The sequence below is a fragment of the Paracoccus sp. T5 genome, from assembly GCF_048538155.2.
In the GTDB taxonomy this organism is placed as follows: domain Bacteria; phylum Pseudomonadota; class Alphaproteobacteria; order Rhodobacterales; family Rhodobacteraceae; genus Paracoccus.
Window position 1 is genome coordinate 1,649,281 of sequence record NZ_CM135809.1, and the last position, 21,728, is coordinate 1,671,008.

The following is a 21,728-nucleotide window of genomic DNA, read 5'->3' on the forward strand; positions in this document are numbered from 1 at the left end:
CATGCGCAACGTGGCCATCGCATCTTATGTTCTGGTGCTGGCCGGTTTTGCAGCTCCGCTCATAGCGCAGGATAACTCGGATCTTGCCATACGGCTGGAGGCAACCCTCGGGGATTTTCACGACCGCTACGGCTTTCCGGGCGTAACCGCCGCGATCGTCCTACCCGAGGTAACGATCGTGTCCGCAGCGACCGGGCTTGCGGACCTCGAGAACGGCCGCATCATGACGCCCGAGACACCAATGCTCGCCGCGAGCATCGGCAAGACCTTCGTCGCTGCGACCGTTCTGTCGCTGCAAAACGAGGAATCGCTGTCCCGCGCCGACCTCCTGTCCGCGCATCTCGGAAATCGCCCGTGGTTCGACGCGCTGCCGAACGCGGACACCATCACCATCGAACAGCTTCTGCACCATTCCTCTGGGCTGCCCAATCATGTGCATTTGCCCGCGTTCCAGGAGGAATGGGCACGGCTCGCGACGGACGAAGAGGACTTCAATCCGGAGCGGCTCGTGACGTTCGTGGCCGGAGAGGACCCGCTGTTCGAGGCCGGCATGGACTGGGCCTATAGCGACACGGGCTACGTCCTGCTTGGCCTCGTGATCGAGGAGGTTACCGGACAGCCGTGGCATGAGGCCGTCCGCAGCCGCTTTCTGGGTCCGCTCGCTCTGAGTGGCACAGTCCCGTCGGATCGACCAGATCTGCCTTGGCTCGCGGTCGGCTATGTCGCCGCCAAAAATCCGTTCGGCATGCCCGAACGTACTGCGGATTCGGACGGACAACTCCTGTGGAACCCAGCCGTGGAGTCCGCGGGCGGAGGTTTCGCCTCGACATCGGCCGATCTTGCGAGGTGGGGTCATCTCCTCTTCGGCGGCGAAGCGATGACCGAACCCTATCTCGAGCGGCTGCTGGACGGCGTGCCTGTCGCTGCCGACTCGCCGGGCATCCTCTATGGCGCAGGCGTCGCGATCTACGCCGATACGCCGCGTGGGCCGGTCTGGGGCCATGGCGGCTGGATCCCCGGCTACGTCTCCAGCCTGCGCCACTACGCCGATCACGGCGTCACGGTCGCGTTTCAGATCAACACCGATGTCGGTATCATGGATGACACGACCGACCTCGTCCCCGAGCTTGAGGCCGCACTCGGGGATCTGGCGATCAGTTCCGGCGATGAAACGGGCCAACCATGAGCATCACCCGCAAACCCTTTCTGATGCCCAATGTGCAGATTTCCCGCGTGAAGACCGGCAAGATGCTGTTCACGAGGTGGCCCTCATGCCCTTGATCAGACGTCGCCGATTTCTCTTCGCTCTGGCCGGTGTCGCCTTGATCGCGGCAGGGATCAGGGGCGCAACGTGGCGTCCCGCAACCTTGCTGATCACCTCCGCTTGCAAGGGAGACAACCAGATGACCAACAGGATCCTCGTCGCTTATGCAACCCGTACGGGGTCCAGCGCCGAGGTGGCGGAAAGGATCGCCCGGCACCTCTGCGAAGTGGGCCTTGCTGCCGAGGCACGGCCGGTGGGCGAGGTCACGGGCCTCGACGGCTATTCGGCGCCGTTCTGGGCAGCGCGGCGTGTTACGGACCCTGGTTGCCCGAGATGACGGACTTTGTTTCCGAAAATCACGGGGCACTGTCTGCCATGCCGGTGGCCTACTCCACGATGCACATGCTGGCTCTCGGCGGCGATCCCGCCGCGGCGGCCGAGCGGGCGAAATACACCGCGAAGGTGCGTGATCTGATCTCGCCGACCGACGAGGCTTTTTTCAAAGGTGTGGTCGACCCCGCGCGCCTGTCCTTCTTCGACCGCCTTGCTGTTCGTCTCGTAAAATCGCCGGTGGGCGACAGACGAGACCGGGACCGGATCGCCCCGTGGGCGGATGAGCTTGCGCCGCGACTGGCGTCGGCACCGGCATGACGGCGCGGCGGAGCCTCCTGCTGGGTCTCGGCGGGCTGGCGCTTGCCGGTGGCGGCCATGCAGCGGGCGCCTTTCAAGAGGCGCGCAGGCAAGCCGACAGTCGGCTTTTCGGGCAAGCCACAGTGATTGACGCAAGCGCCGGGCCGCTGGAGTATGCGGTTGCGGGCGAAGGCGTGCCGCTGATGATGATCCACGGAACCGGCGGCGGGTTCGATCAGGGGCTCCTGTTCGCGGCCGGGCTCCGCCGGAGCGGCTTTCGGATTGTTGCGCCGTCGCGCTTCGGCTATCTCGGCAGCGCCTTTCCCGACGACGCCTCGCCCGCCCGTCAGGCCGACACGCTGGTCGAGTTGCTCGACCGTCTGGGCACTGGTCGCCTCCCCGTCATCGGGGGCTCGGCCGGGGCACTGACGGCGGCCGAATTCGCGCTTCGGCATCCCGACCGGTGCTCGCATCTCGTGCTGATCGTCCCGGCCGCAAACCTGACGAACCGCGACCCGGTGGAGTTCACGGCGCCGCAGCGGCTTGCCATGGGGGCCGTGCTCGGGTCGGATTTCTGGTTCTGGTCGCTGTCGCGTCTGGCACCCGGGCAGATGATCCGCACTCTGCTGGCGACCGATCCGACCCTGCTGGACCGGGTGCCCGAGGCCGAACGCCTGCGGGCCCATGCGATCCTTGACCAGATCTTCCCGATCAGCCGCAAGGTTGACGGGCTGAGGAATGACGGGTTCTGGGCCGGAACACCGACGCCCACGGCCTACGAGCGGATCGCCGCGCCGACGCTGATCCTGTCCTGCGAGGACGATCTCTTCGGCACCGCCGGCACCGCGCGCCTGCTGGCCGACCGCATCCCCGATACGCGCCTGATCCTCTACCCCGACGGCGGTCACATCTGGCTGGGCCATGACGATGGCCTGACTGGCGAGATCGCAGATTTCATCCCGCGAACGGAGCGTTCGTGACCACAAGGAGACACTCGATGCCCTGGACCCGTGTCAGACTGAACGCCTTTGGTGGCCCAGAGGAACTGGAGCTCGACACCCTCACAGACCTGCCGGAGCCCGGCCAAGGCGAAGTGCGCGTGCGCATTCTGGTGACAAGCGCTGCATTCACCGACGTCATGATCCGCAAGGGAATGTATCCGGACGTGAAGGACAGGCCGCCCTTCACCCCGGGCTATGACATGGTCGGCCTTGTCGATGCCAGCGGCCCCGGCGCGACCCGCTTCCGTCCCGGCGAGCGGGTGGCGGACCTGACGACCATCGGCGCCTACGCAGAGTACATCTGCCTGCCCGAGGACCGGTTGACCCCAGTCCCCGAAGGCGTGTCGGACGTGGATGCTCTCGGCATGATCCTGTCGGCTCTCACGCCTTTCCAGATGCTGCACAGGGTGGCGAAGATGCAGGCGGGCCAGAGCCTGCTGATCCACGGCGCCGGCGGCGCGGTCGGGACAGCAATGCTGCAGCTCGCAAAGGACGCGGGCATCAGGGCCTTCGGCACCGATATTACCGCGAAACACGATCTGATCCGCAGGCTCGGTGCGACGCCCATCGACGCCGACGCGCCGGAAGAGGCGCTTCGGGCCGCAGTCGGCGAGGGCGCGGATTGTGCATTTGATCCGCTCGGCGGGGAAAGCCTGTCCCGCTCGCTCCATGCGCTGAAGCCGGGCGGGATGCTCGTCGCTTTCGGTTTCCAGAATGAGGTTTTAGGACGCGGCGGCTCGATCCCGATGGATTTCGTAAAGCTGAAGCTCTGGGACTGGCTGCCGAACGGCCATGCGACGGCGTTCTATTCGATCGGCGCCATGCGGCGGAAACATCCCGACTGGTTCCGCGAGGATCTGGCCACGCTGTTCGAGATGCTGGCCGAGGGCCGGATCGCCCCGGTCGTCGCCAAGGTGCTGCCGTTGTCCAAGGTGAGGCAGGCCCATGCCCGGGTCGAGGCGGGAGATGTCGCCGGAAAATTGGTCCTGCGGGTGTCGCAGCCATGAAGCCGGTCCCGACGCTCACCCTTGCGGCATCCCTGGGCCTCGGATCGGCTGCAATGGCCGAGACCACGCTCTTGACCGATGTGACGATCGTGAATGTGGAAACCGGCCAACTTTTCGGCCCGACGTCGGTCCTGATGCGCGACGGCATGCTTGCAGAGATCGGCATCAGCATTCCGGCAGAAGATGCCGCCGTCGTCGATGGGAGCGGCGGCTTCCTGATCCCCGGTCTGTGGGATTCACACGTCCACATCTTCTCCACGGCAGACGAACCCGAGACGGCGCTGCCGCTCTACCTGATCAACGGTATCACCGGCATTCGCGACATGGGCGCGCTCTGGCCGATCCAGCAACAGCAGGACCTGCAAGCGCGGATAGAGGCGGGAGAAGTCCCGGGGCCGCGCCTGATCCTCTCGGGCGCCTGGGTCGATGCCGCGCCGGGCTCGTGGCCGGGCATGTTTCTGGCTGACACGGAAGCGGAGGCGCGCACGGTCGTCGAACAGGTGGCGGAGGAGGGCTGGGCTGCAGTGAAGTCCTACTCGATGCTGGACGAGCCGACCTATCTGGCGCTCGCCGAAGCGGCCGCGGAGCGGACTCTGCCGCTGGTCGGACACATCCCCGAGCGCGTCTCGCTCGCGACGGCGCTTGCGGCAGGACATGACGGCATGGAGCATTTCGGGCGCGTCACCATGGCCTGCTCCACCGACGAGGAACGAATGCTAGACGACCTGCGGGAGGCGATGGCCGAAGGTGCCGACCTGGCGCGCGTCTTCGAGATCATGGCCGCGCGCAACCGGATCATCCTTGAGACGTGGGACGACGCGCTGTGCGACCGCGTCCTCGGTGCGATGGTGGCGGAAGGGATGCATGTCAGCCCCACGCTCGTCGTCGCCGACTTCTACACCGGCAACCGCCCTGAGCCCGACGCCCCTCGCATGCGGATGATCCCCGCGGAGGTCCGCGAGGCATGGGGCCGGCCGGACTTCCGCCTCGAGGCGATGACCAATGACGTGCGCGCGCTGGCCGACGAAAGCATTGCCCTCGATCGCCACACGTTCCTGATGGCCCACGCCGCAGGAGTGCCGATCTTGGCCTCGAGCGACGCCTCTTTCGCCAACCCCTACCTGTTTCACGGGTTTTCGCTGCTTGACGAACTCGATCTCTACGTCACGATTGGCCTTGCCCCGAGAGAAGCGCTCTACACGACGACGGTCGCGCCACCCCGCTTCTTCGGCCTTGTGGATCAGGACGGGATAATCGCTCCGGGCCGCCGGGCCGACCTCGTCCTGCTGGACGCCAATCCGCTCGACGGGCTCGACACGCTGCGCCGTCCGCGCGCCGTGATCGCCGGCGGACGCCTCTTCGACCGTGACGCCCTCGACGATTTCGAGGCGCAACTGCGCGAGGCGGGGGAGTGACGTGCGCCTCATGACCATCATCCTTCTCTTCCTCGCCGCTCTGCTTGTCGCTGGATTGGCCTGGCTCTTTGCCGTCAGCCCCGGCCGTCCCGACCCGCTGCGTGACGCCGCAGGCAACGTCATCCCGGGCAGCATATCGGAACGTGTGACCCTGGACATCGGCGGCATTCCGCAGGGCATGTTCATCCAGGGCGTCGACCCCGCGAACCCTGTCCTCCTGTTCCTGCACGGAGGGCCCGGCATGGTCGAGTTCTTCATGGAGCAGGAGCACCCCACCGGTCTAGAGAACCACTTCACCATGGTTTGGTGGGAGCAGAGAGGTGCGGGCATATCCTTTTCACCGGATATACCGGCCAAGACCATGACGGTGGCGCAGATGATCTCGGATACGGTCGAGGTCGCCGACTACCTTCGGACGCGGTTCGGGCAGGACCGGATCGTCCTGCTCGGCCATTCCTGGGGCGCCTATCTCGGCATCCAGGTCGCCGCTGCCGCGCCCGACCGCTTCTTGGCCTATGTCGGGATGGCCCAGATCGTGCACCAGCTCGAGTCCGAGATCATGGCCCGCGACTACATGATCAAGGCCTATCGTGCGCGCGGCGACGAGGCCATGGCTCGCCGGCTCGAGGGCGCGTCCGTCAGCATGGAGGCGGGCACGTCGCCCGAATGGATGCGGCTGCGCGACGGCGCCATGCACAGGATCGGCGTCGGCCACACCCACGACATGGACTCGGTCATCACGGGCATCTTTCTGCCCATGTGGCGGGTGCGCGCCTACACTGTGCCGGAGAAGATCAACATCTGGCGCGGCAAGCTCTGGTCCCGGCCGTTCTTCTGGGACGCCCTGATCCGGGACGATCTGCGGAACCGCCTCACCGAGTTCGCCCTCCCGGTCTACTTCTTCGTCGGCCGGCATGATCAGACCGCCAATCCCGAGCTCTCGCGCGCCTACTTCGATGCGATCAATGCCCCCGTGAAGAGCTTCTACATGTTTGAGAATTCTGCTCACAGTCCGCTGTTTGAAGAGACCGAGCGGGCCACCATGATCTTGTTGAACGATGTCTTGGCAGGAACGAATGCGCTGGCGGACGCGCGGTAATGCGTTGCAGCGCGAGTAGAGGCGAGGTCGATGACACAGATTGCCGATGCACAGTTCGCCCGGGTTTTTCTGGCACGGCTGCATGCCGCGGCGAATTTGCACGACGCTGACGCTGTGGCGGCATTGTGCTGCGAGGACGTCGTCTGGGACGGCCGGGCCGCGTCCAGGCCGCTGCAAAGACGCGAAGCCGTCAGCCGCTTCCACCGGGAGACGATGTCCCGCGCCCTCCCTGACGTTCGGATCGAGATGATCGACGGCCCGTATCATGCGCTCGATGGGACGGGGGTCTTGGCACGGTTGAAGATCAGTGGCACGATGACCGGCCCGCTCGTTCCGCTGGCCTTCGCACCGACGAACGGCTCACTCGTGTTCGAGACTGCCGAATTCTCCCGCTTCGAGGGTGGTCTGCTGTCCCGGCACACCGTGATCATCGACATGCTGGGGCTCGCCCGGCAGATCGGTGCCGTGCCGCCGCTCTGGATCGCGCTTCGGCGCAGGCCACGCCCGCGGTTGGGGCGGGTTATGTTCGGCGTGACCGCCGCATTACTGACCCTTTGGCCACTCTGGGCCGCGGCGCAGGACTACCTGTTCCTGTTCTCGATCCTCCTTGGCTTCTGGTCCTGGCCCGGCACGGCCCCGGCGTCGCAGGCGCGGGCTTTGCGGCGACAGCCCTCGGACCGGCGTAGGCAATGAGGGCCCTCCGTCTCGTCACTCTGGTCTTAATCGGGCTCTTGGCTGCCGGCCTGGTCTGGAAGATACTGCCCGCGCGCACCGCGCCCGTGGTCGGCCCCGATCCAATCGCCGAACTTGTCCCCGCCGAGATCGGCGGAATGACCCAGTGGTTGCTGATCCGCGGGGCGGACCGTAAGGCTCCGATCCTGCTGTGGCTGCACGGCGGGCCGGGCGCGGCTCAGATGCCACTCCACTCAGCCACCGCAGCGCTGGAGCGCGATTTCGTCGTCGTCCACTGGGACCAGCGCGGCGCAGGCAAGTCGAACCCGCCAGGCTTCGATCCCTTGACTATGACTTTCGAGCGGTTCCTGTCCGACGCGCGCGAGGTCACCGCGCAATTGCGTGAGCGGCTGGGAGATCAGCCGCTGATCGTGCTCGGCCATTCCTGGGGGACGATGCTCGGCGCCCGGCTCGTGGCGCGATGGCCCGAGGACTATGCCGCATATGTCGGCGTCGGGCAGCAGGTAGACGAGATGCGCGCCGTAAAGCTCGAGCTGGACTGGGTGCACGAAGTCACGCCTGATTCATATCTTGCGGCTATGGCGCCCGAGGCGTTTCACGATCATGACCTTTACGTGCGCCTTAAGCAGGCCGTCGAGGCGCATGACGGCGGGATGAACGTCTCACTCCTGTCGCTGCTGCCGCGGGCGCTGGCCGCCCCCGAATACCGGCTGTCGGATTATCGGCACTGGCTTAATGGGGCAAATCGCGGCAGCGGGCCGATGTGGCCCGAGTACCTGCAGCGCGACCTTATTGCGGAGGTCCCCCTCATGCCCGTGCCGATGCTGCTCCTCTCCGGCACGCAGGACATGAACACGCCGGTCTCCCTGGTGCGGGAATGGGCCGACGCGGTCGAAGCTCCGCGGGGCAAGCGGCTGGTCGTGTTCGACGCGTCGGGCCACGCGCCGTTCCTGACAGAAACCGCGCATTTCGTGGAGGCGGTGAGGGACTTTGCTGCGGACGTCGCGGTGGAGACGGCAAGATGAGGTTGGCCGCCTTGGGCTTCCAAGCCCACCTCCATATCCTTAGGCCGGTGATGGCATACCATTGGAGATAGGACCACGTGAACACCCGCTCGACGAGGCCCACGTTCGTCTCCCCGCGGGCCACCGTCAAAAGCGCAGTCGCAAGACCAAGGCCCTGCGGTGACATAGGTATAGCGCCCGAGCGCGGGAAGCCGTCGCAAGGCCCGTTCGTCAACCAGTTGCCGATCAGGATCGCGATACCCATCGGACGGCGATGAAGATATTAAGCGTGCAGCGCAGGCTCAGGAATGGCGCGCAGCCCGGATCGCAGGGTAAAAAAGAGCGTCAGGACGACTCCCGCCCTCCCCGTGAGGCCGATCAGCAACGGTCCTGCAAGACCGGGCGTCTCCCGCGGCAGCCCACGGTGCAGCCCCTCCGCAAACGCGGATAACGAGACCGCGGTAAAGGAGGAGCAAGGGGTGGACAACCTGTTTCGCCGGGGCGCCACGTTCCATTAGTTCGCTGATGGCCTGCCCCACGGGAGAATAACCGGGTGTCATGGCCACCCCGCAGGATCGGTCGCGAACAACAGGGCTGCTACAAGCGGTCCGAAGAGGGCCAGCGCCTGAAGCAACCGGTTGCGTCCCGTCCCATCGGTCATGGCATCAATTCCTTTACCGCCGGTCGTTCCGCCGCCAGAAGACCTCAGGACGGGAGCCCTCTCCGCCTGATGAGCAGATCAAGCGCGATGAGGACCAGAAGCGTGATCAAAGCGGTCCCGATCAGCGGCGCCTGAAGGGTTTCGAACGCGGCGAGGTTGTCCTGCGCCACGACAGCTTGAACGACCCCAAAGACACCTAGAAAGTTGTGGAAGACGACTGTGGCGTAGACATCGTGTGACGCAAAGAAGAAAGCGCTGGTCAACAGCCCGATCACGCTCAGAAAAATAACCATAGACACTGTGTTGAACGGAGCGCTATGAGCGAAATGGTAGATACCGAACAGAACGCTGGCGACGATGCCCGCGATCGGAAAAGCGATCCATCTTGACCGCTCTATGACGAGTGCCATGACGCCTGCCACGACCGACCAGCAGACAAGCACCTCTGCCGTGGAGACGACGAAGACCTGAGCAAATGCGTTCAGAATCACTATCGCATCTGTCGAGGGCGCACCCTGTGCGAAGAAGAGAGCAACGCTGAGGGCCCCGCCAAACGGCACCCAAATTGCGGTCCGACTGACGTTGCCCCCTGCGCCTAATCCAGTTTGAGGTAGACTCTGGCCCAACCAAGAGGACCAGAGATGAAGCGCAGCAGGTTCACCGAAGATCAGATCATCGGCATTTTGAAGGAACATGAGGCAGGAGTTTCCGTCGCCGATCTGTGCCGCAAGCACGGCGTCAGCGATGCGACGGTCTACAAGTGGAAGGCCAAGTATGGCGGCATGGACGTCAGCGAGGCCAAGCGCCTGAAGGGGCTTGAGGACGAGAACGCTCGCCTGAAACGGCTGCTGGCCGATGCGATGCTCGACACTGCGGCGCTGAAAGATCTCCTGGGAAAAAAGTGGTAGCGCCCGCCGCGAAGCGGCAAGCGGTCGCACATCTGGTGGCAGGCCACGGGATGAGCGAACGGCGGGCGTGTCGGGTGATCGGCTGTTGCCGGATGACCATGCGGTATGAGGCGATCCGGCAGGACGATCCGGTGCTGCGCGAGCGGCTCAAGGAACTGGCGCGGGTCCGTCGCCGCTTCGGCTATCGGCGGCTGCATGTGTTCCTGCGCCGCGAGGGGCATGAGGTGAACCACAAGCGTCTGTTCCGCATCTACCGTGAGGAACGGCTGCATGTCCGGCGCCGCGGCGGGCGCAAGCGGGCCATCGGCACACGAGCTCCGATGTCGCGGCCACTGATGCCGAACCAGCGCTGGTCACTGGACTTCGTCTCCGACCAGCTGACCGATGGCCGCCGCTTCCGCGTGTTGACTGTGGTCGATGACTGCACGCGGGAGTGCCTTGCCCTGATCGCCGACACATCGCTGTCCGGTGCGAGGGTCGCGCGGGAACTGGCAACGCTGTTCGATGTGCGCGGCAAGCCCGGAACCGTGGTCAGCGACAACGGGACCGAATTTACGTCGAACGCCATCTTGACCTTCGCTGACGATCGCAAGATCGAATGGCACTACATCGCGCCCGGCAAGCCGACCCAGAACGCCTTCATCGAGAGCTTCAATGGTCGGTTGCGCGACGAGCTTTTGAACGAGACGCTGTTCCCGTCCCTGAGCCATGCCCGCGCCACGCTCGCAGCCTGGCGCATGGACTACAACATCGAACGCCCGCATTCACGCCTTGGCTGGCAGACGCCAGCCGAGTTCGCCCAAACCTTCACCCCGCAACGGGGCCTGACGCTGCGCAACCCGCAAAGCTCCGCGCCAGCCCCCGTTGCCCAACCCGTCCAAAACGGCAAAACTCAAACTCGGAGTCTCGCTCACGCTGGATAAAAGTCGGGGGCAACGTCACGACCCAAAGAGCCGAATCCCGCGATTTTCCACTCCGACCCCGCCGCGCTCAGAAGCCATCGCAGCAGTACCATCGCCCCAATGATTCCGAAGAGCAGATTTGCGACGAGAGTGTATATCAGGCGGTCGGCAAGCGCGTCCGGCCGGTTGAATGTCTCGATCCGGCCCTCGAGGAGCCAGGTGGCGAGGGTCCAGACGGCCCAGAGCCCGAAAGCGTACAGCACGGCAGACCGGTTCAATGCGCATCCTCCGATAAATGCACCTGCGTCGTGTATACTCACCGCCGGCTAAAGATGCCTTGAGCTACATCAAGGGGGACGGCAAAGCGTCAAGCGCGCGGTCGCGCCCATTCAGGAGAACCACACGACGAGGAAGCGGGCGAGCGCCAAGCCTCCGACGGCACGGCCGGCATGGTCGTTGCGCGGAGCACAAACACAATGATGCGATGCCACGCTGCGAAGCCGGCTAGGACCCACGCGGCTGAGGGCGCCAAAAGGGTGACGCCACCGGTATTGACGTGGCAGGGCGGCGGCGCCCGCGACGGGCGACTTCAGAGTTTTGCTGCTCGGAGCAGTTGGGATCATGCCCCTGCTCTGTCCCGATATCGTTTTTGCCGCCGTGTCAGTTGAACGCGTGGAGTACTTACTCACAGGTGCCGTGCGCACCTGAACAACTCGGGCCGGTCAGCGTGCGCGACATCACGGCAAGGGTTCACCTTGACAAGAGCATGGTCAGCCGCGCGGCAACCCGGCTGGTGCAGAACGGCATCGTCAGCATCTCAACGCATGGAACGGATCGTCGTCTGGTCGTGCTGGAATTGACGGAAGAGGGTCGGACACTGATGCGAAGGCGGGGCCCCATTGCCGAGGCGTTTCAGGCCAAGCTTCTTGACGAACTGCAGGACGACGCAGTCCCCCTGCAGCGCGCGCTGCTGCGCATCAACGCTGGCCTTTCCAGCGAATAGCAGGCAATCCGTCACATGGCCTGCAGTGGCAACCACAGCGCCAACGCCGGGAATGCCACCAAGAGCACAAGCCGCAGGATATCGGCCAGAATGAACGGCAGGATGCCACGGACTACCGTGCTCTGCGGCACATCTTGCGACGCAGCCTGCACTACGAAGAGGTTCATCCCGATGGGTGGCGTGATCAGGCCGATTTCGGCCACAGTGACGATGATGATGCCGAACCAGATCAGGTTGAAGTCCATTTCCAGCGCAACCGGCGCCAGAAGCGGCACCGTCAGCAGGATCATTGACATGGAGTCCATAAAGCAGCCCAGGACGATATAGAACACCAGAATTAGCGTCATCACCGTCATCGGTCCCAGCCCCGCGGAGCGGATCTGTTCGATCAGCAACTGCGGCAGGCCAGTGTTCTCAAGGAAGAAGTTGAACAGCGCGGCACCAATCAGGATGAAGAAAATCATCCCGGTCAGTCCAGCCGTCTCTTGGACCGAAGCCTTCAGGGTGTCACGGTTCAGCCCACCCGAAAACAGCGCCAGGACGAAGGCGCCAACCGCGCCGACTGCCGCGGCCTCGGTCGGAGAAAACCAGCCAAGATAGATACCGCCAATTACCACGCCGAACAGCAGCAACACCTGCCAGATGCGGCCAAGCAAACGCAGGCGCGAACGCCACCCGGTCCGTTCCGCTTGGGGCGCAAGCTTGGGGTTCAGGCGCACCTTGATCATGATGGCACCGGCATAGAGCACCGCGCCCAGAGCCCCCGGAACAAGTGCCGCGATGAACAGCTGACCGATCGAGCTTTGCGTCAGGAGGCCATACACCACCAGCAGGATGGAAGGCGGGATCAGAACGCCCAAAGTTCCACCCGCCGCCACCGTGGCGGTCGCAAGCGAAGGCGCATAGCCATGGCGCTTCATCTCTGGCAGGGCGACCCGACCGATGGTAGCGACCGTGGCAAGCGATGACCCACAAATTGCCCCGAAGAACGCGCTTGCCGCGATCGACGTGATTGCAAGCCCACCCTTGCGATGCCCGATGAAGGCATTGATCGCCGAATACAGCGACCGCGACAGCCCGGCATGCGACGCGAAGTCGCCCATCATCACGAAAAGCGGGATGACGGAGAAAGAATAGGGGAAGATCGATTCAAACGGGCTGGACCCGAGGATGTAGGACGCCCCCATCCATCCGTTCAGGTACCAGTAGCCCAGCACGCCGATCACCCCCATAGAGACAGCCACCGGAAGGCCAAGCGCGATCAGCAGCAACGCGGCGGCAAAACCCCACACCCCCAGAAATGGATCAGTCATCTTCAGGATGCCCTTTCGACGGTGACACAAACTGCAGAACGATTGCCAGAAGCGATATCGCCAGTCCCAGAAGCAGAGGATACCAGTACCAGTCGATCGGAATTCCCAGCTGCTGAGACCTGTCTCCGAACATCGTCCTTGTCAGGAAGGTGGTGTAACCCTGCCACAGCATCAGCGCGACAAGCCCTAGTGACAGCGCCGCGATGGCGACCTTCAACGGTGCCGCGAGCGCGCGAGGCAGAAGGTGCAGTAGGAAATCCACACCCACGTGACTTGCCGTCATGAACGCATAGGGCATGACAAGCCAAGCGCCGGCGATGAAGAACAGCTGGACGAGATCCACGACGCCCTCAATGGGCAGGCCGAAGCGGCGGCCGATCACGTCAGCCACCGTCACCAGCGCCGCCGCTCCGTAGGACAGGACGCCAAGCGCCGCCAGCGCGGATATGAACCAGCGCCCAAACGTAAAGAGCTGTTCCAAGGTCGACATTCTCCTGCGTGAAAGCCCTGGCTCCTGTGCCAGGGCTTTCATCCCGGTCTACTGGTTTGCCTGTTCGTATTCGGCGATCTTGTCCTTCATCGCCTGATAGATCTCTTCAGCGTTGTCGACGCCCTGATCCTCTACCGATTGGATGTAGCTGGCCATCATCGGCTGCAAGGTCTCTGCCCAGGCCGCGCGCTCTTCATCCGAGAGGACCGAAATCTCGTGACCGGCGACTTCGGCTTCGGCCCGACCTGGCTGGTCCCACTGGTCCCACCAATCGCCGAATTTGGACACCAAGGCATCGCCGGAATACTGGTCGACGCAAGCTTTGGCCTTGTCAGTCAGCCCGTCATAGGACCGCTGGTTCATCACGAAAAAGAACGACACGGTATAGGCACCCAAGTCCAGGTGATAATCCAGAACCTCGTTCAGGCCGAAGCTTTTCACCGGGTCCCATGGGAAGACGGTGCCGTCAATCACGCCGCGCTGCAGGCTTTCATAGACCTCGCCGGGCGGGAGACCCTGCGGATCGGCGCCAAGGGCCGACAGCATTTCGGACACTGCCGGAGACGGCGTGCGGATGCGCAGCCCACGCATGTCCTCCATCGTTTCAACCTTGGTGCCCGTGGTATGCAGCAGGCCGCCGTTATGGGCGTAGAGCGCCAGGACTTTCACGCCCTCGTATTCTTCCGCCAGATAGTCAGGGAGAAGCTCCCACAGCGCATAAGTCGCCGCGCCGGCGTCTACGGTCAGGAACGGCATGTCTATCAGGGACGTGCGCGGAAACCGTCCTCGGGGGATGCCGGTCAGGCCGTTGGCAATATCCACGACACCGGCCATGACCTGTTCCTGCTGGCGTGCGACATTGCCCAATTGCGACCCCGCCGGAAAGATCTCGAACTGCACCTCGCCTTCGGTGCAAGCGGTGATCTGTTCGGTCCAAGGCAGGATAAAGTCCGTGTGGATGCCATGGACCGAAGGCAGGTAGTGGCTGACCTTCAGCGTCACCTCGGCCTGCGCCGTTGTCGCTATCAGCGCCGATGCCACGGCGACACCGGCCATTAGCTTATTTGCAGGTTTCATTCGGTCTCCTCCCATAGATGTATAGCGGCTTGTCGCTTTGTCATACCGCCGGACGAGCCCTTACAGGGCCAACCGGATCCTTCCGCCGTTCCTCGCACGCGAGCAGCAGCTCATCATGCGCTGGTTCGCGGCACGTTCGGCCGGTGTCAGGACCATGTCGCGGTGATCGACCTCTCCCTCGACCACGGCGACTTCGCATGATCCGCACAGCCCCTCGCAGCAGTCATGCGGCACATCGATGCCAGCCGCCAGCAGCGCATCGAGCAGCGTCTTGCCGGCATCGACTTGGAGGATCATCCCGCTGTCAGACAGTTCCGCCTCGAATGCCTGCTCCTTGCCCGGATCAATACTTGAGCCGGCCGCCCTGAAGTGCTCGGACCGAAAGGTGCCCTCTGGCATGTCTGCGGTCAGGCCCTCCAGTTCAAGCAGCATGCGACTGGGGCCGCAGGCGTAAATTTGTCCTCCCGTCAGCAACCGGCCCACCAGCGCCGCAAGCTTCAGGGCCCGCCCTTCGTCGCCGGGATACAGCGTCAGCGCATCGCCATGGTCTGCATGCAGCCGCGTCAGAAAAGCCATCGTCTCCCGGGAACGGCCGGCATAATGAAGCTCGTAAGAGCGTCCCTCCAGCTTCAGACGGTCGGCCATCGCGATGATCGGCGTGATGCCGATCCCTCCAGCGACCAGCACGTAATGGGCCGCACCTTCAGACAGACGGAACAGGTTCGACGGTCCGCGCAATTTTATTTTATCACCGGCCTTGAGAGTATCATGAATGTGACACGACCCGCCCCGGCCCATGTCCTCGCGCCGAATTGCGACCTGGTACGTGCCAGCCCCGGGATCCCCGCACAGTGAATACTTGCGGTCGAAATCGCCGACACACAACTCGACATGGGCACCGGCGCTCCATCGTGGCAGCGCCCGGCCGTTGCCATCCTCCAGCGTCATGCCTAGGATCCCGTCGGCTTCGCGGCGCAGTTCCGTCACGCGTACCTTGCGGGCAATGTCGCGCCGGGCCGGGGCCCCCACGGGGAAGACGCAAGCCTTTGCGCTTATGTCGGGATCGCGTCGTTCGGGATTTCGAGCAGGATCCCATTCCACCCACAGTTCCTCTGGACCTCGGAACGAGGTGTTGGGCATATAGCTGAAGGTCTGTTCGGCCAGCCGCAGGTGGGGCAGACGGCGCGTCACCTCCTCCAGGAAGATCCGCATCTCCATACGACCGATGTTCTTGCCCATACACTGATGGGCCCCATATCCGAAGGTCAGGTGGTCGGCGGCATTGTCACGATAGATGTCGAATGCCTCTCCATTTTCGAAGTGCCGGCTGTCCTGGTTGCCCGAAGCCTGCACGATCAGCAGCTTTGCACCTTCGGGGATGGCAACGTTGCCGATCGTAGCGGGTCCGGTGCTCTGGCGACGCCATGCGACGATCGATCCTGCATAGCGCAGGCATTCTTCGACCGCGTTCGGGATCAGCGAGGGGTTGGCGCAGATATCCTCCCACGCGTCGCGATGCGTCAGCAGGGTTTTGAACATGTTGGCAGAGGCGAGCGAGGTCGTCTCATGCGCCGCTACAATAATGGCCATCATCATGGAATGTACGTAGCTATCGGTGACCACGTCGGGCAGCTCCGCGTTCATGCGGATTGTGTGGTGCATCCAGCCGGTGCCGTCCGGTTGTGCCCGCATCTTCTTGATAACGTCACCCGCATATTGCCAGAAGCGGCCCACGTCGTGGGCGACCTGTTTCTGCTTTTCCGCAGACGGTCGGCCCCAGGTATTGACTGAATGCGCAACAGAGAATGTCTTCAGCGTTGCAATCTCATCCTCGGGAACGCCCAAGAAATGAAGTGCTACCAGCAGCGGCACTTCGTAGAGCATGGCATCTACCAAATCGACACGACCGTCGTCGATGAATTCATCGATCTTCTCGCGCGTCAGCTTGCGGACCATGTCCTGCTGTCTCTCGAGGTTATGGGGTAGAAAATGATCCAGCAGGACGCGGCGGCGTTCCATGTGCGCCGGCTCGTCCTCGTTCACCAGCGTGCGGGCCATTGCATAGTCGTAGCCCCTCAGGATCTCCTGCGCCCCTGCGGTTGCCGGCGAGATCTTCTCAAGAACGTTCTTGGGCGAGAACAGGATGTTGTTACGAAACACAGCTTTGATGTCATCGTATCTGCTGACAATCCAGTAGCCTACCTTAGGAGAGTAGAAGACTGGCATCTGATCACGGGACCAGCGCAGCGCCTCGGCAGGATCGACCTGATAGGGCCCTTCGAAAGGATCAAAGGATCGAACCATTGCTGCAGGATCGACTGGGCAGCCGGCCGCCATGGCGCTGTTACCTACCGGACAACTGGCCTTGGCTTGCACGATGCTGCGTTCCGTCATCACGCCGCCTCCTCGCTTCGGATGATACCGTTGCATACGCAACCACTGGCGAACAAGCAATCTCTTTTATAGGAACCCCTGTCTCACTATTCGCCACCGTTCTTGCTTCACTGTCCCAATACTTGCTACTTCTAGTCATGCAGCAGTTCCTCGGCAGGGATTAGGACACAGGTGACAAGCTACAGCTTACTCCAGACGCTTGATCGAGGAATTGACGCACTCTTGCTTGTTGCCCGCAGTCCCGGCGAGCTTAGGGTCAGTGATATTGCCCAGCAACTCGATCTGACGAGGGCGGTCGCCTATCGAATCGTAGCCACGCTGTGTCATCACAACATGATAAGACGCCGTGAAGATGGTCGCCTGACATTGGGTGGGGCTGCGTTCCAGCTTGCTGCGGCAGCAACAGATACTGTGCGCAGAGCCGCCCGGAACGTGTTGGAACAACTAGCCGAGGAAAGCGGAGCCACGGCTTTTCTTTCCGTTGCAGAAGGCTCGGAATGCGTCGTGGCAATGACGGCCGAACCCCGTAATGCGGTCGTCGCGATACACTATAAGGTAGGTGTGCGCCATCCGCTAAACCGCGGTGCTGCCGGATTGGCGATCCTTGCGGGGCGGCCAGCGTCGCCGGATGAGCCCGAAGAGGTGTCCGTAGCGCGCCAATGTGGTTTTGCCCTCACGCGCGGGCAGTTGCATCGTGGCGCAGTCGGGGTTTCCAGCCCCCTGATCCTTCCGCCGGGGCTAGACCAACTTGATTATTCAGTAGGGGTGGTGGCACTGGAGGCGCTGGACACAGACATGGCCTCTCGCACGGTTTGCAATGCTGCGCAGCGACTGAGTGCCATGCTGGCTTGAGCAAGCGACATATCGTGTGGCCGTCGCTGTTAGCCGGTGGGCGGTTGGCGGTTGGCGGTTGTCCGAGAGGGCCCAGGAACGCTGGAAACATGCGACGCATCTGATCCTCGCCATAGCGGAAGGAGGTGCTTTGACAGGGTCAACAGATACAAGCGCGCGTCAGCTCCGATCCAACAATGTCGCGCGCGTGCCGATGCCCCGCAAGCGCGTCGATAAAGGCTAAGAGCGTCATTCGCTCATGCTAGCGCATCTTGAGTCCTTCCGGCGCATCTTCGTATGCGGTGGGCGTTGTCGCGCAAGTTCCCAGAAGCTGGGTCCGCACCCGGTTCGCAGTTCGCACGTGCCGCTCAGGATCGTCGCTCCTCGGACACGTCTCCTGCCGCACGGGCAGGTTCCCAAGGCCTCTTCCTGAACGCGACGTCCTGCCGGAAGAGCGGGAGCTCTTGCTCATGCGTTGAAGTTCAATAAGCGCCACGCCAACGCCGGCGCTGAACTCTAGCGCCTCGCAGCTATCGAAGCCGTCAGGTCGAGCTTGCATGATCTGCAGGGACGGTGCTCATGGTCTGTTGGTATTTTCCCGCCCGAGAACTGCAGCGAAACTGGCCCGCGCGGAGGCCTGCGCTCTATCCACCTCCGAAGGCTGGGCGGCAGGGTCTACGGGTGCCGACCGACGGATGATGCTCAAGCTGTATTCGAGATCCCGGGCGATAGCTCCGAAGGCGGCGCATTCGGGGAGGCGGGCACCTGCCTTCAGTTGCGTGGCATGGTCATAGGCACGGCCAAGTCCGTCGATGACTTCGCAGAGGTCCGCGTCGGACATGCAGGCGATGGAAGTCCTAACCTGCTTTTGGTTCATACTCTTTCTCCGTTCCTGCAACCTTGGCTATGGTCAGATCGAGAAATCAGAATACTTGGATATTCGCCGGTGGCTGCTCGCATCATCAAAGGCGGTTGTCGTCAGTTCAGAATACCCTGTTCGGAAGATGAAGCGATTGATTCCTCAATTTTGTTATCTGTTATTTGGCAAATCCCTACACGGCCGAAGCTCAAGGCGGCCGTAAGACAGGGTAGAATGACAGTGAGTTGACCATCAGGTGCTTTATCGCCATAAAGATGATATCAATATTATCTTCCCGAGCTTTGGTTGTTGCGCGCTTGGCATTGCGCCATGAGCGACCCCCCCTTGAAGGATTGGCGTCTTTAACCGCACTGCCTGTGCGTGGCATTCGCCGATAGGTCGATGAAAGGGTTCATCACGCGTACGGGCACAGTCATGAAATAAGCTCCTCCGACGGGTTTGGATCTACCCATCAGGACAACTGGCGTGCTGACGCATCTGTCTGCGTCTTGGCCGCCGAACTGGCCGGAGTGCGCCCTATCGTCTGAGGTCAGAAAGCCATCGCGATCACGAATGCGACACAAGCTGAACCGGCAGATCCGAGACGAGGGGGCCTCTCTCGTTCCCCGCAGCCGCCGAATGACAGGCACAGGCGAAAGCAGATCGGGCCGCGACGCCTGGCAGGCTGCCCGGTGTGATTATTGCCGCTCGCCTGGCGAGCATTTCAGCGAGGATAACATGACCGAAAGCTACAGCAGGCAGCGCCAGAGGGCAGAGATCGCGTTCGGCAAGATGCAGTCGCCCCCCACCGCGCGCGAACGAGCCTTCGACGAACTCGACGCGATGAAAATCACGCGCGAGGAAAAGACCCTGAGGCTGCGCGAGGCGCGCCTTGCGAAGGAACGGCAGGACCGCTCAGAACGCGGTTGCACCGCACCCGAGAAACAGACACCGAAGCGGTGACCTCTTCAGAAACAAATCTTAACTGGAACAGAACCTTGAAACACACGAACAAGAACGACCTCTTTGATCGCCGCAGCGCTGCTACCGATGCAAAGGCCGCCCGCCTTCAGGCCTATCAGTCCGCCAGGCAGGCCGCTGAACTGGGTCGCGATGCCCGGCAGATGGAGCGGATCGCCCTCGCCGAAGCACGGGAAGCGCGTCGCGTTCTGCGCGAACAGACGAAGCTGGAGGAGCAGGCTCGGATAGAGGCGGAGAAGCGTGAGCAAGACGCAGCCGCTGCAGCCGCTGCCACAGCTGAGTCCGACGCCCGTGCCCAGGCTGCCGACAGCCGGATTGCCCGCGTCATTGGCGATGAGGCCACCCGCAAGGCCGAGCGTGACCAGCGTTACGCCAACCGCAAGGCGCGGCAGGCCTGAAGGACCCAAGGCCGCGCGGTGTGCTTCCTTCATCTTGAGGCATACCGCGCCTTTGCCCCGACAACGCCCTGGCAACCTGCACAATCCCCTGCGTCACGTCGGAAGAATTCTCCCCTCGCATCGCCACCTGCGGCGAGGGAGCGCATCGGCCCCTGCTGCGGATCAGGGCATCAGGAATCATGAGCCATCCCCCACAACCAGCGCGGTGGCCAGCAGTGCAAAACCCGGACCTGAACAATCTTGCTCAGGTCCGGACGCCCTTTCGTACCGAAGGGTACAAGACATAGCCCTACGTCAACACGACCACTCGCAGCCAATCCCCCTGCGCCAGTCCCACCATGATGAAGATGAGCCCGGAGCCGGATCAGGCCGTTGACTAGCCATGCCCGTCGCCTCCTTTCCTGGTTGCGCTCGTGTGGTGGCAGTCAATGTCGCAGCTCTCCGCGAAAGCCAGTCAGTCATGCTCACCACGTTGTGCAGTGGGCTGCTACGGTCCGCAGCCGCACAGTCGTTGATCCACCGAAAGTGCCCATCAGGTCCGCTGGCTATGTAGCATGACATGCAGCCGGAATGATGAGGGTCTGTACGATCAAGTTGGTTTCCGCAGATACTGCACCACACTCTTCATCTCCCGATTGTCCTCTCATAATGGCGCCAAGCGATTGCTTGTCCGTGAGCAGAAGAGCAGCAGCCCGATGGAACACAGCGTGGGGTCATCTGTTGATCTGGACTCCCTGTTGGAACTGGCCCCGCCGTGACTGCCGGAGCTTTTTTTCCTGTGCGAGGGGCAGTCATACCTGCCGGAGGATGCAACCATGGATCTGGAACGCGCCATTGAGATTGCAGCCGGTGCGCATCGTGGTCAGCGCGACAAGGCGGGGGAGCCCTTCATCCTGCACCCGCTGCGTGTGATGCATGCCTGTTCGAGCGAACCGGAGCGCATCGTGGCCGTGCTCCATGATGTGGTCGAAGACACTCATTGGACGCTCGATGACCTGCGCAGGGAGGGTCTGGCCGAAGAACTGGTGGCCGCGGTTGACGCGATGACCCGGCGCGAAGGCGAGAGCTATGCCGATTTCGTAGACCGTGCGGCGCGCAATCCCATTGCGCGCGCCGTGAAGATCGCGGACCTGCGCGACAACCTCGACATGACCCGCATTGCGGATCCCACCCAGTCCGATGTGCAGCGGTCGCGGAAATACCTGCAGGCGTTGAGGTCGCTGGGCGTGTCGCCCGAGTGACGCAGCAGGGCCTCTCCGGCACGTTTCCGGCGTCCCTACCGCTCGCCCTTCCGCCAGTCCCAAGGCATGACGAACTCGCTGCTCCAGACCCCCCGCTGCGCCACCCGGGCCACGACCTCTTCCGGGTCATAGGTCCTGCCGCCATATTGCCGGTAGGCGACCGCCCAGCCGTTCTCGACCATCCACGCGTTCAGGTTCTCGGCCCCGGCCCAGCAGATCGCGATGCTCCGTTCATAGCGGTCCCTGTCCTGCTCCTCGCATCTGACCTGTCGCCCGGCGATCACGGAAACAAGGGCCTCTTCGGCCTCCGCCCCGCAGGCCCAGTTGCGACCGCCCCGCCGGCAGCTCTGCGCCGCTTCGGGGGCGTCGATACCAAAGAGCCGCACGCGCGATCCCGCCACGTCCAGCGTGTCGCCATCGATGACCTTGGCGTTCCCTGCCTGTCCTGTGGCCGGGGGCTGGCCGCTGCCAAGCTCCTGCAGCATGTCCTCCAACCCCTGGCGCAGCCGGGGATTGTCGTCGCCGATCAGGAACAGCGTGGACCTGTCACGTATTTG

The 21,728-nt window shown here is 63.1% G+C and carries 22 protein-coding genes; 15 read left to right on the plus strand and 7 right to left on the minus strand.

Annotated features, from left to right (window positions below; translation table 11 throughout):
* Window position 1: 1 nt before the first annotated feature.
* The 9 genes from ACNR9W_RS08145 to ACNR9W_RS08185 all read left to right on the plus strand — a co-directional run bounded on the left by ACNR9W_RS08145 (window position 2) and on the right by ACNR9W_RS08185 (window position 8,134).
* Window positions 2-1,186 (plus strand): serine hydrolase domain-containing protein, encoded by a 1,185-nt coding sequence (locus tag ACNR9W_RS08145; protein ID WP_419271518.1) that lies wholly within the window; start codon window positions 2-4, stop codon window positions 1,184-1,186.
* On the plus strand, window positions 1,167-1,601 hold the full coding sequence (locus ACNR9W_RS08150) for a hypothetical protein (protein ID WP_419271519.1): 435 nt from the start codon (window positions 1,167-1,169) through the stop codon (window positions 1,599-1,601). Before ACNR9W_RS08145 ends, ACNR9W_RS08150 begins: the two co-directional genes overlap by 20 nt.
* On the plus strand, window positions 1,598-1,915 hold the full coding sequence (locus ACNR9W_RS08155) for a flavodoxin domain-containing protein (RefSeq protein ID WP_419271529.1): 318 nt from the start codon (window positions 1,598-1,600) through the stop codon (window positions 1,913-1,915). The genes ACNR9W_RS08150 and ACNR9W_RS08155 overlap by 4 nt, the downstream gene beginning before the upstream one ends.
* A 122-nt stretch (window positions 1,916-2,037) precedes the next feature.
* The gene (locus tag ACNR9W_RS08160; RefSeq protein WP_419271520.1) at window positions 2,038-2,874 is read left to right on the plus strand and encodes an alpha/beta fold hydrolase; all 837 of its coding nucleotides are present in this window, start codon (window positions 2,038-2,040) and stop codon (window positions 2,872-2,874) included.
* A 17-nt stretch (window positions 2,875-2,891) separates the two neighbouring features.
* Window positions 2,892-3,902, plus strand: coding sequence for a medium chain dehydrogenase/reductase family protein (locus ACNR9W_RS08165; RefSeq protein ID WP_419271522.1), 1,011 nt, complete (start codon window positions 2,892-2,894; stop codon window positions 3,900-3,902).
* A 53-nt stretch (window positions 3,903-3,955) separates the two neighbouring features.
* Complete coding sequence (locus ACNR9W_RS08170; RefSeq protein ID WP_419271524.1) at window positions 3,956-5,317, plus strand: amidohydrolase family protein; 1,362 nt, start codon at window positions 3,956-3,958, stop codon at window positions 5,315-5,317.
* Between the two features lie 10 nt (window positions 5,318-5,327).
* Entirely contained in the window at window positions 5,328-6,416 is a 1,089-nt protein-coding gene (locus ACNR9W_RS08175) for an alpha/beta fold hydrolase (protein WP_419271525.1), read from the plus strand.
* A gap of 30 nt (window positions 6,417-6,446) precedes the next feature.
* Entirely contained in the window at window positions 6,447-7,109 is a 663-nt protein-coding gene (locus tag ACNR9W_RS08180) for an ester cyclase (protein WP_419271526.1), read from the plus strand.
* 38 nt (window positions 7,110-7,147) lie between these two features.
* Complete coding sequence (locus ACNR9W_RS08185) at window positions 7,148-8,134, plus strand: alpha/beta fold hydrolase (protein ID WP_419271527.1); 987 nt, start codon at window positions 7,148-7,150, stop codon at window positions 8,132-8,134.
* Window positions 8,135-8,818: 684 nt separating this feature from the next.
* Here the strand turns inward: ACNR9W_RS08185 and ACNR9W_RS08190 are convergent.
* Window positions 8,819-9,469, minus strand: a complete 651-nt coding sequence (locus ACNR9W_RS08190) for a hypothetical protein (protein ID WP_458478474.1) — start codon at window positions 9,467-9,469, stop codon at window positions 8,819-8,821.
* On the opposite strand from ACNR9W_RS08190, the gene ACNR9W_RS08195 reads away from it, so the two are divergent.
* Window positions 9,416-10,605, plus strand: a protein-coding gene (locus ACNR9W_RS08195) for an IS3 family transposase (protein ID WP_273742807.1) whose coding sequence is annotated in 2 segments (ribosomal slippage) — window positions 9,416-9,674 and window positions 9,674-10,605 — 1,191 coding nt in all. Because the reading frame shifts where the segments join, the coding sequence is not laid out codon by codon here. The two genes, ACNR9W_RS08190 and ACNR9W_RS08195, sit on opposite strands and share 54 nt — an antisense overlap.
* On the opposite strand, the gene ACNR9W_RS08200 is transcribed toward ACNR9W_RS08195, so the two are convergent.
* On the minus strand, window positions 10,593-10,862 hold the full coding sequence (locus tag ACNR9W_RS08200) for a hypothetical protein (protein WP_419271579.1): 270 nt from the start codon (window positions 10,860-10,862) through the stop codon (window positions 10,593-10,595). The two genes, ACNR9W_RS08195 and ACNR9W_RS08200, sit on opposite strands and share 13 nt — an antisense overlap.
* A gap of 449 nt (window positions 10,863-11,311) precedes the next feature.
* On the opposite strand from ACNR9W_RS08200, the gene ACNR9W_RS08205 reads away from it, so the two are divergent.
* Window positions 11,312-11,587, plus strand: coding sequence for a MarR family winged helix-turn-helix transcriptional regulator (locus tag ACNR9W_RS08205; RefSeq protein WP_419271580.1), 276 nt, complete (start codon window positions 11,312-11,314; stop codon window positions 11,585-11,587).
* Window positions 11,588-11,598: 11 nt separating this feature from the next.
* Here the strand turns inward: ACNR9W_RS08205 and ACNR9W_RS08210 are convergent, their stop codons facing one another.
* From ACNR9W_RS08210 to ACNR9W_RS08225, 4 genes are read right to left on the minus strand one after another with little or no spacing between them, the layout of a single operon-like run.
* Entirely contained in the window at window positions 11,599-12,900 is a 1,302-nt protein-coding gene (locus tag ACNR9W_RS08210) for a TRAP transporter large permease (RefSeq protein ID WP_419271581.1), read from the minus strand.
* Entirely contained in the window at window positions 12,893-13,381 is a 489-nt protein-coding gene (locus ACNR9W_RS08215; protein WP_419271583.1) for a TRAP transporter small permease, read from the minus strand. Before ACNR9W_RS08215 ends, ACNR9W_RS08210 begins: the two co-directional genes overlap by 8 nt.
* A 57-nt stretch (window positions 13,382-13,438) precedes the next feature.
* A complete protein-coding gene (locus ACNR9W_RS08220; protein ID WP_419271585.1) occupies window positions 13,439-14,467 on the minus strand; it encodes a TRAP transporter substrate-binding protein in 1,029 nt (342 codons plus the stop codon).
* Between the two features lie 60 nt (window positions 14,468-14,527).
* The gene (locus ACNR9W_RS08225) at window positions 14,528-16,861 is read right to left on the minus strand and encodes a cytochrome P450/oxidoreductase (RefSeq protein WP_419271586.1); all 2,334 of its coding nucleotides are present in this window, start codon (window positions 16,859-16,861) and stop codon (window positions 14,528-14,530) included.
* 171 nt (window positions 16,862-17,032) lie between these two features.
* On the opposite strand from ACNR9W_RS08225, the gene ACNR9W_RS08230 reads away from it, so the two are divergent.
* From ACNR9W_RS08230 to ACNR9W_RS08245, 4 genes are all read left to right on the plus strand, one after another.
* Entirely contained in the window at window positions 17,033-17,713 is a 681-nt protein-coding gene (locus tag ACNR9W_RS08230; protein WP_419271588.1) for an IclR family transcriptional regulator, read from the plus strand.
* 1,576 nt (window positions 17,714-19,289) lie between these two features.
* Window positions 19,290-19,514, plus strand: coding sequence for a hypothetical protein (locus ACNR9W_RS08235; protein WP_419271590.1), 225 nt, complete (start codon window positions 19,290-19,292; stop codon window positions 19,512-19,514).
* A gap of 35 nt (window positions 19,515-19,549) precedes the next feature.
* Entirely contained in the window at window positions 19,550-19,930 is a 381-nt protein-coding gene (locus ACNR9W_RS08240) for a DUF6481 family protein (RefSeq protein ID WP_419271591.1), read from the plus strand.
* An 815-nt stretch (window positions 19,931-20,745) separates the two neighbouring features.
* Window positions 20,746-21,171, plus strand: a complete 426-nt coding sequence (locus ACNR9W_RS08245; protein ID WP_458478475.1) for an HD domain-containing protein — start codon at window positions 20,746-20,748, stop codon at window positions 21,169-21,171.
* A gap of 35 nt (window positions 21,172-21,206) precedes the next feature.
* Here ACNR9W_RS08245 and ACNR9W_RS08250 read toward each other — a convergent pair whose 3' ends face one another.
* The gene (locus tag ACNR9W_RS08250; protein ID WP_458478476.1) at window positions 21,207-21,656 is read right to left on the minus strand and encodes a thermonuclease family protein; all 450 of its coding nucleotides are present in this window, start codon (window positions 21,654-21,656) and stop codon (window positions 21,207-21,209) included.
* Window positions 21,657-21,728: the final 72 nt, after the last annotated feature.

Excerpts from the sequence above, each read along its gene's own strand:
- ACNR9W_RS08145 (WP_419271518.1), top strand. The coding sequence starts at position 2 with ATGCGCAACGTGGCCATCGCATCTTATGTTCTGGTGCTGGCCGGTTTT.
- ACNR9W_RS08150 (WP_419271519.1), top strand. The coding sequence starts at position 1,167 with ATGAAACGGGCCAACCATGAGCATCACCCGCAAACCCTTTCTGATGCC.
- ACNR9W_RS08155 (WP_419271529.1), top strand. The coding sequence starts at position 1,598 with ATGACGGACTTTGTTTCCGAAAATCACGGGGCACTGTCTGCCATGCCG.
- ACNR9W_RS08165 (WP_419271522.1), top strand. The coding sequence starts at position 2,892 with ATGCCCTGGACCCGTGTCAGACTGAACGCCTTTGGTGGCCCAGAGGAA.
- ACNR9W_RS08170 (WP_419271524.1), top strand. The coding sequence starts at position 3,956 with ATGGCCGAGACCACGCTCTTGACCGATGTGACGATCGTGAATGTGGAA.
- ACNR9W_RS08175 (WP_419271525.1), top strand. The coding sequence starts at position 5,328 with ATGACCATCATCCTTCTCTTCCTCGCCGCTCTGCTTGTCGCTGGATTG.
- ACNR9W_RS08180 (WP_419271526.1), top strand. The coding sequence starts at position 6,447 with ATGACACAGATTGCCGATGCACAGTTCGCCCGGGTTTTTCTGGCACGG.
- ACNR9W_RS08190 (WP_458478474.1), bottom strand. The coding sequence starts at position 9,469 with ATGTTCCTTCAAAATGCCGATGATCTGATCTTCGGTGAACCTGCTGCG.
- ACNR9W_RS08210 (WP_419271581.1), bottom strand. The coding sequence starts at position 12,900 with ATGACTGATCCATTTCTGGGGGTGTGGGGTTTTGCCGCCGCGTTGCTG.
- ACNR9W_RS08220 (WP_419271585.1), bottom strand. The coding sequence starts at position 14,467 with ATGAAACCTGCAAATAAGCTAATGGCCGGTGTCGCCGTGGCATCGGCG.
- ACNR9W_RS08225 (WP_419271586.1), bottom strand. The coding sequence starts at position 16,861 with ATGACGGAACGCAGCATCGTGCAAGCCAAGGCCAGTTGTCCGGTAGGT.
- ACNR9W_RS08235 (WP_419271590.1), top strand. The coding sequence starts at position 19,290 with ATGACCGAAAGCTACAGCAGGCAGCGCCAGAGGGCAGAGATCGCGTTC.
- ACNR9W_RS08245 (WP_458478475.1), top strand. The coding sequence starts at position 20,746 with ATGGATCTGGAACGCGCCATTGAGATTGCAGCCGGTGCGCATCGTGGT.
- ACNR9W_RS08250 (WP_458478476.1), bottom strand. The coding sequence starts at position 21,656 with ATGCTGCAGGAGCTTGGCAGCGGCCAGCCCCCGGCCACAGGACAGGCA.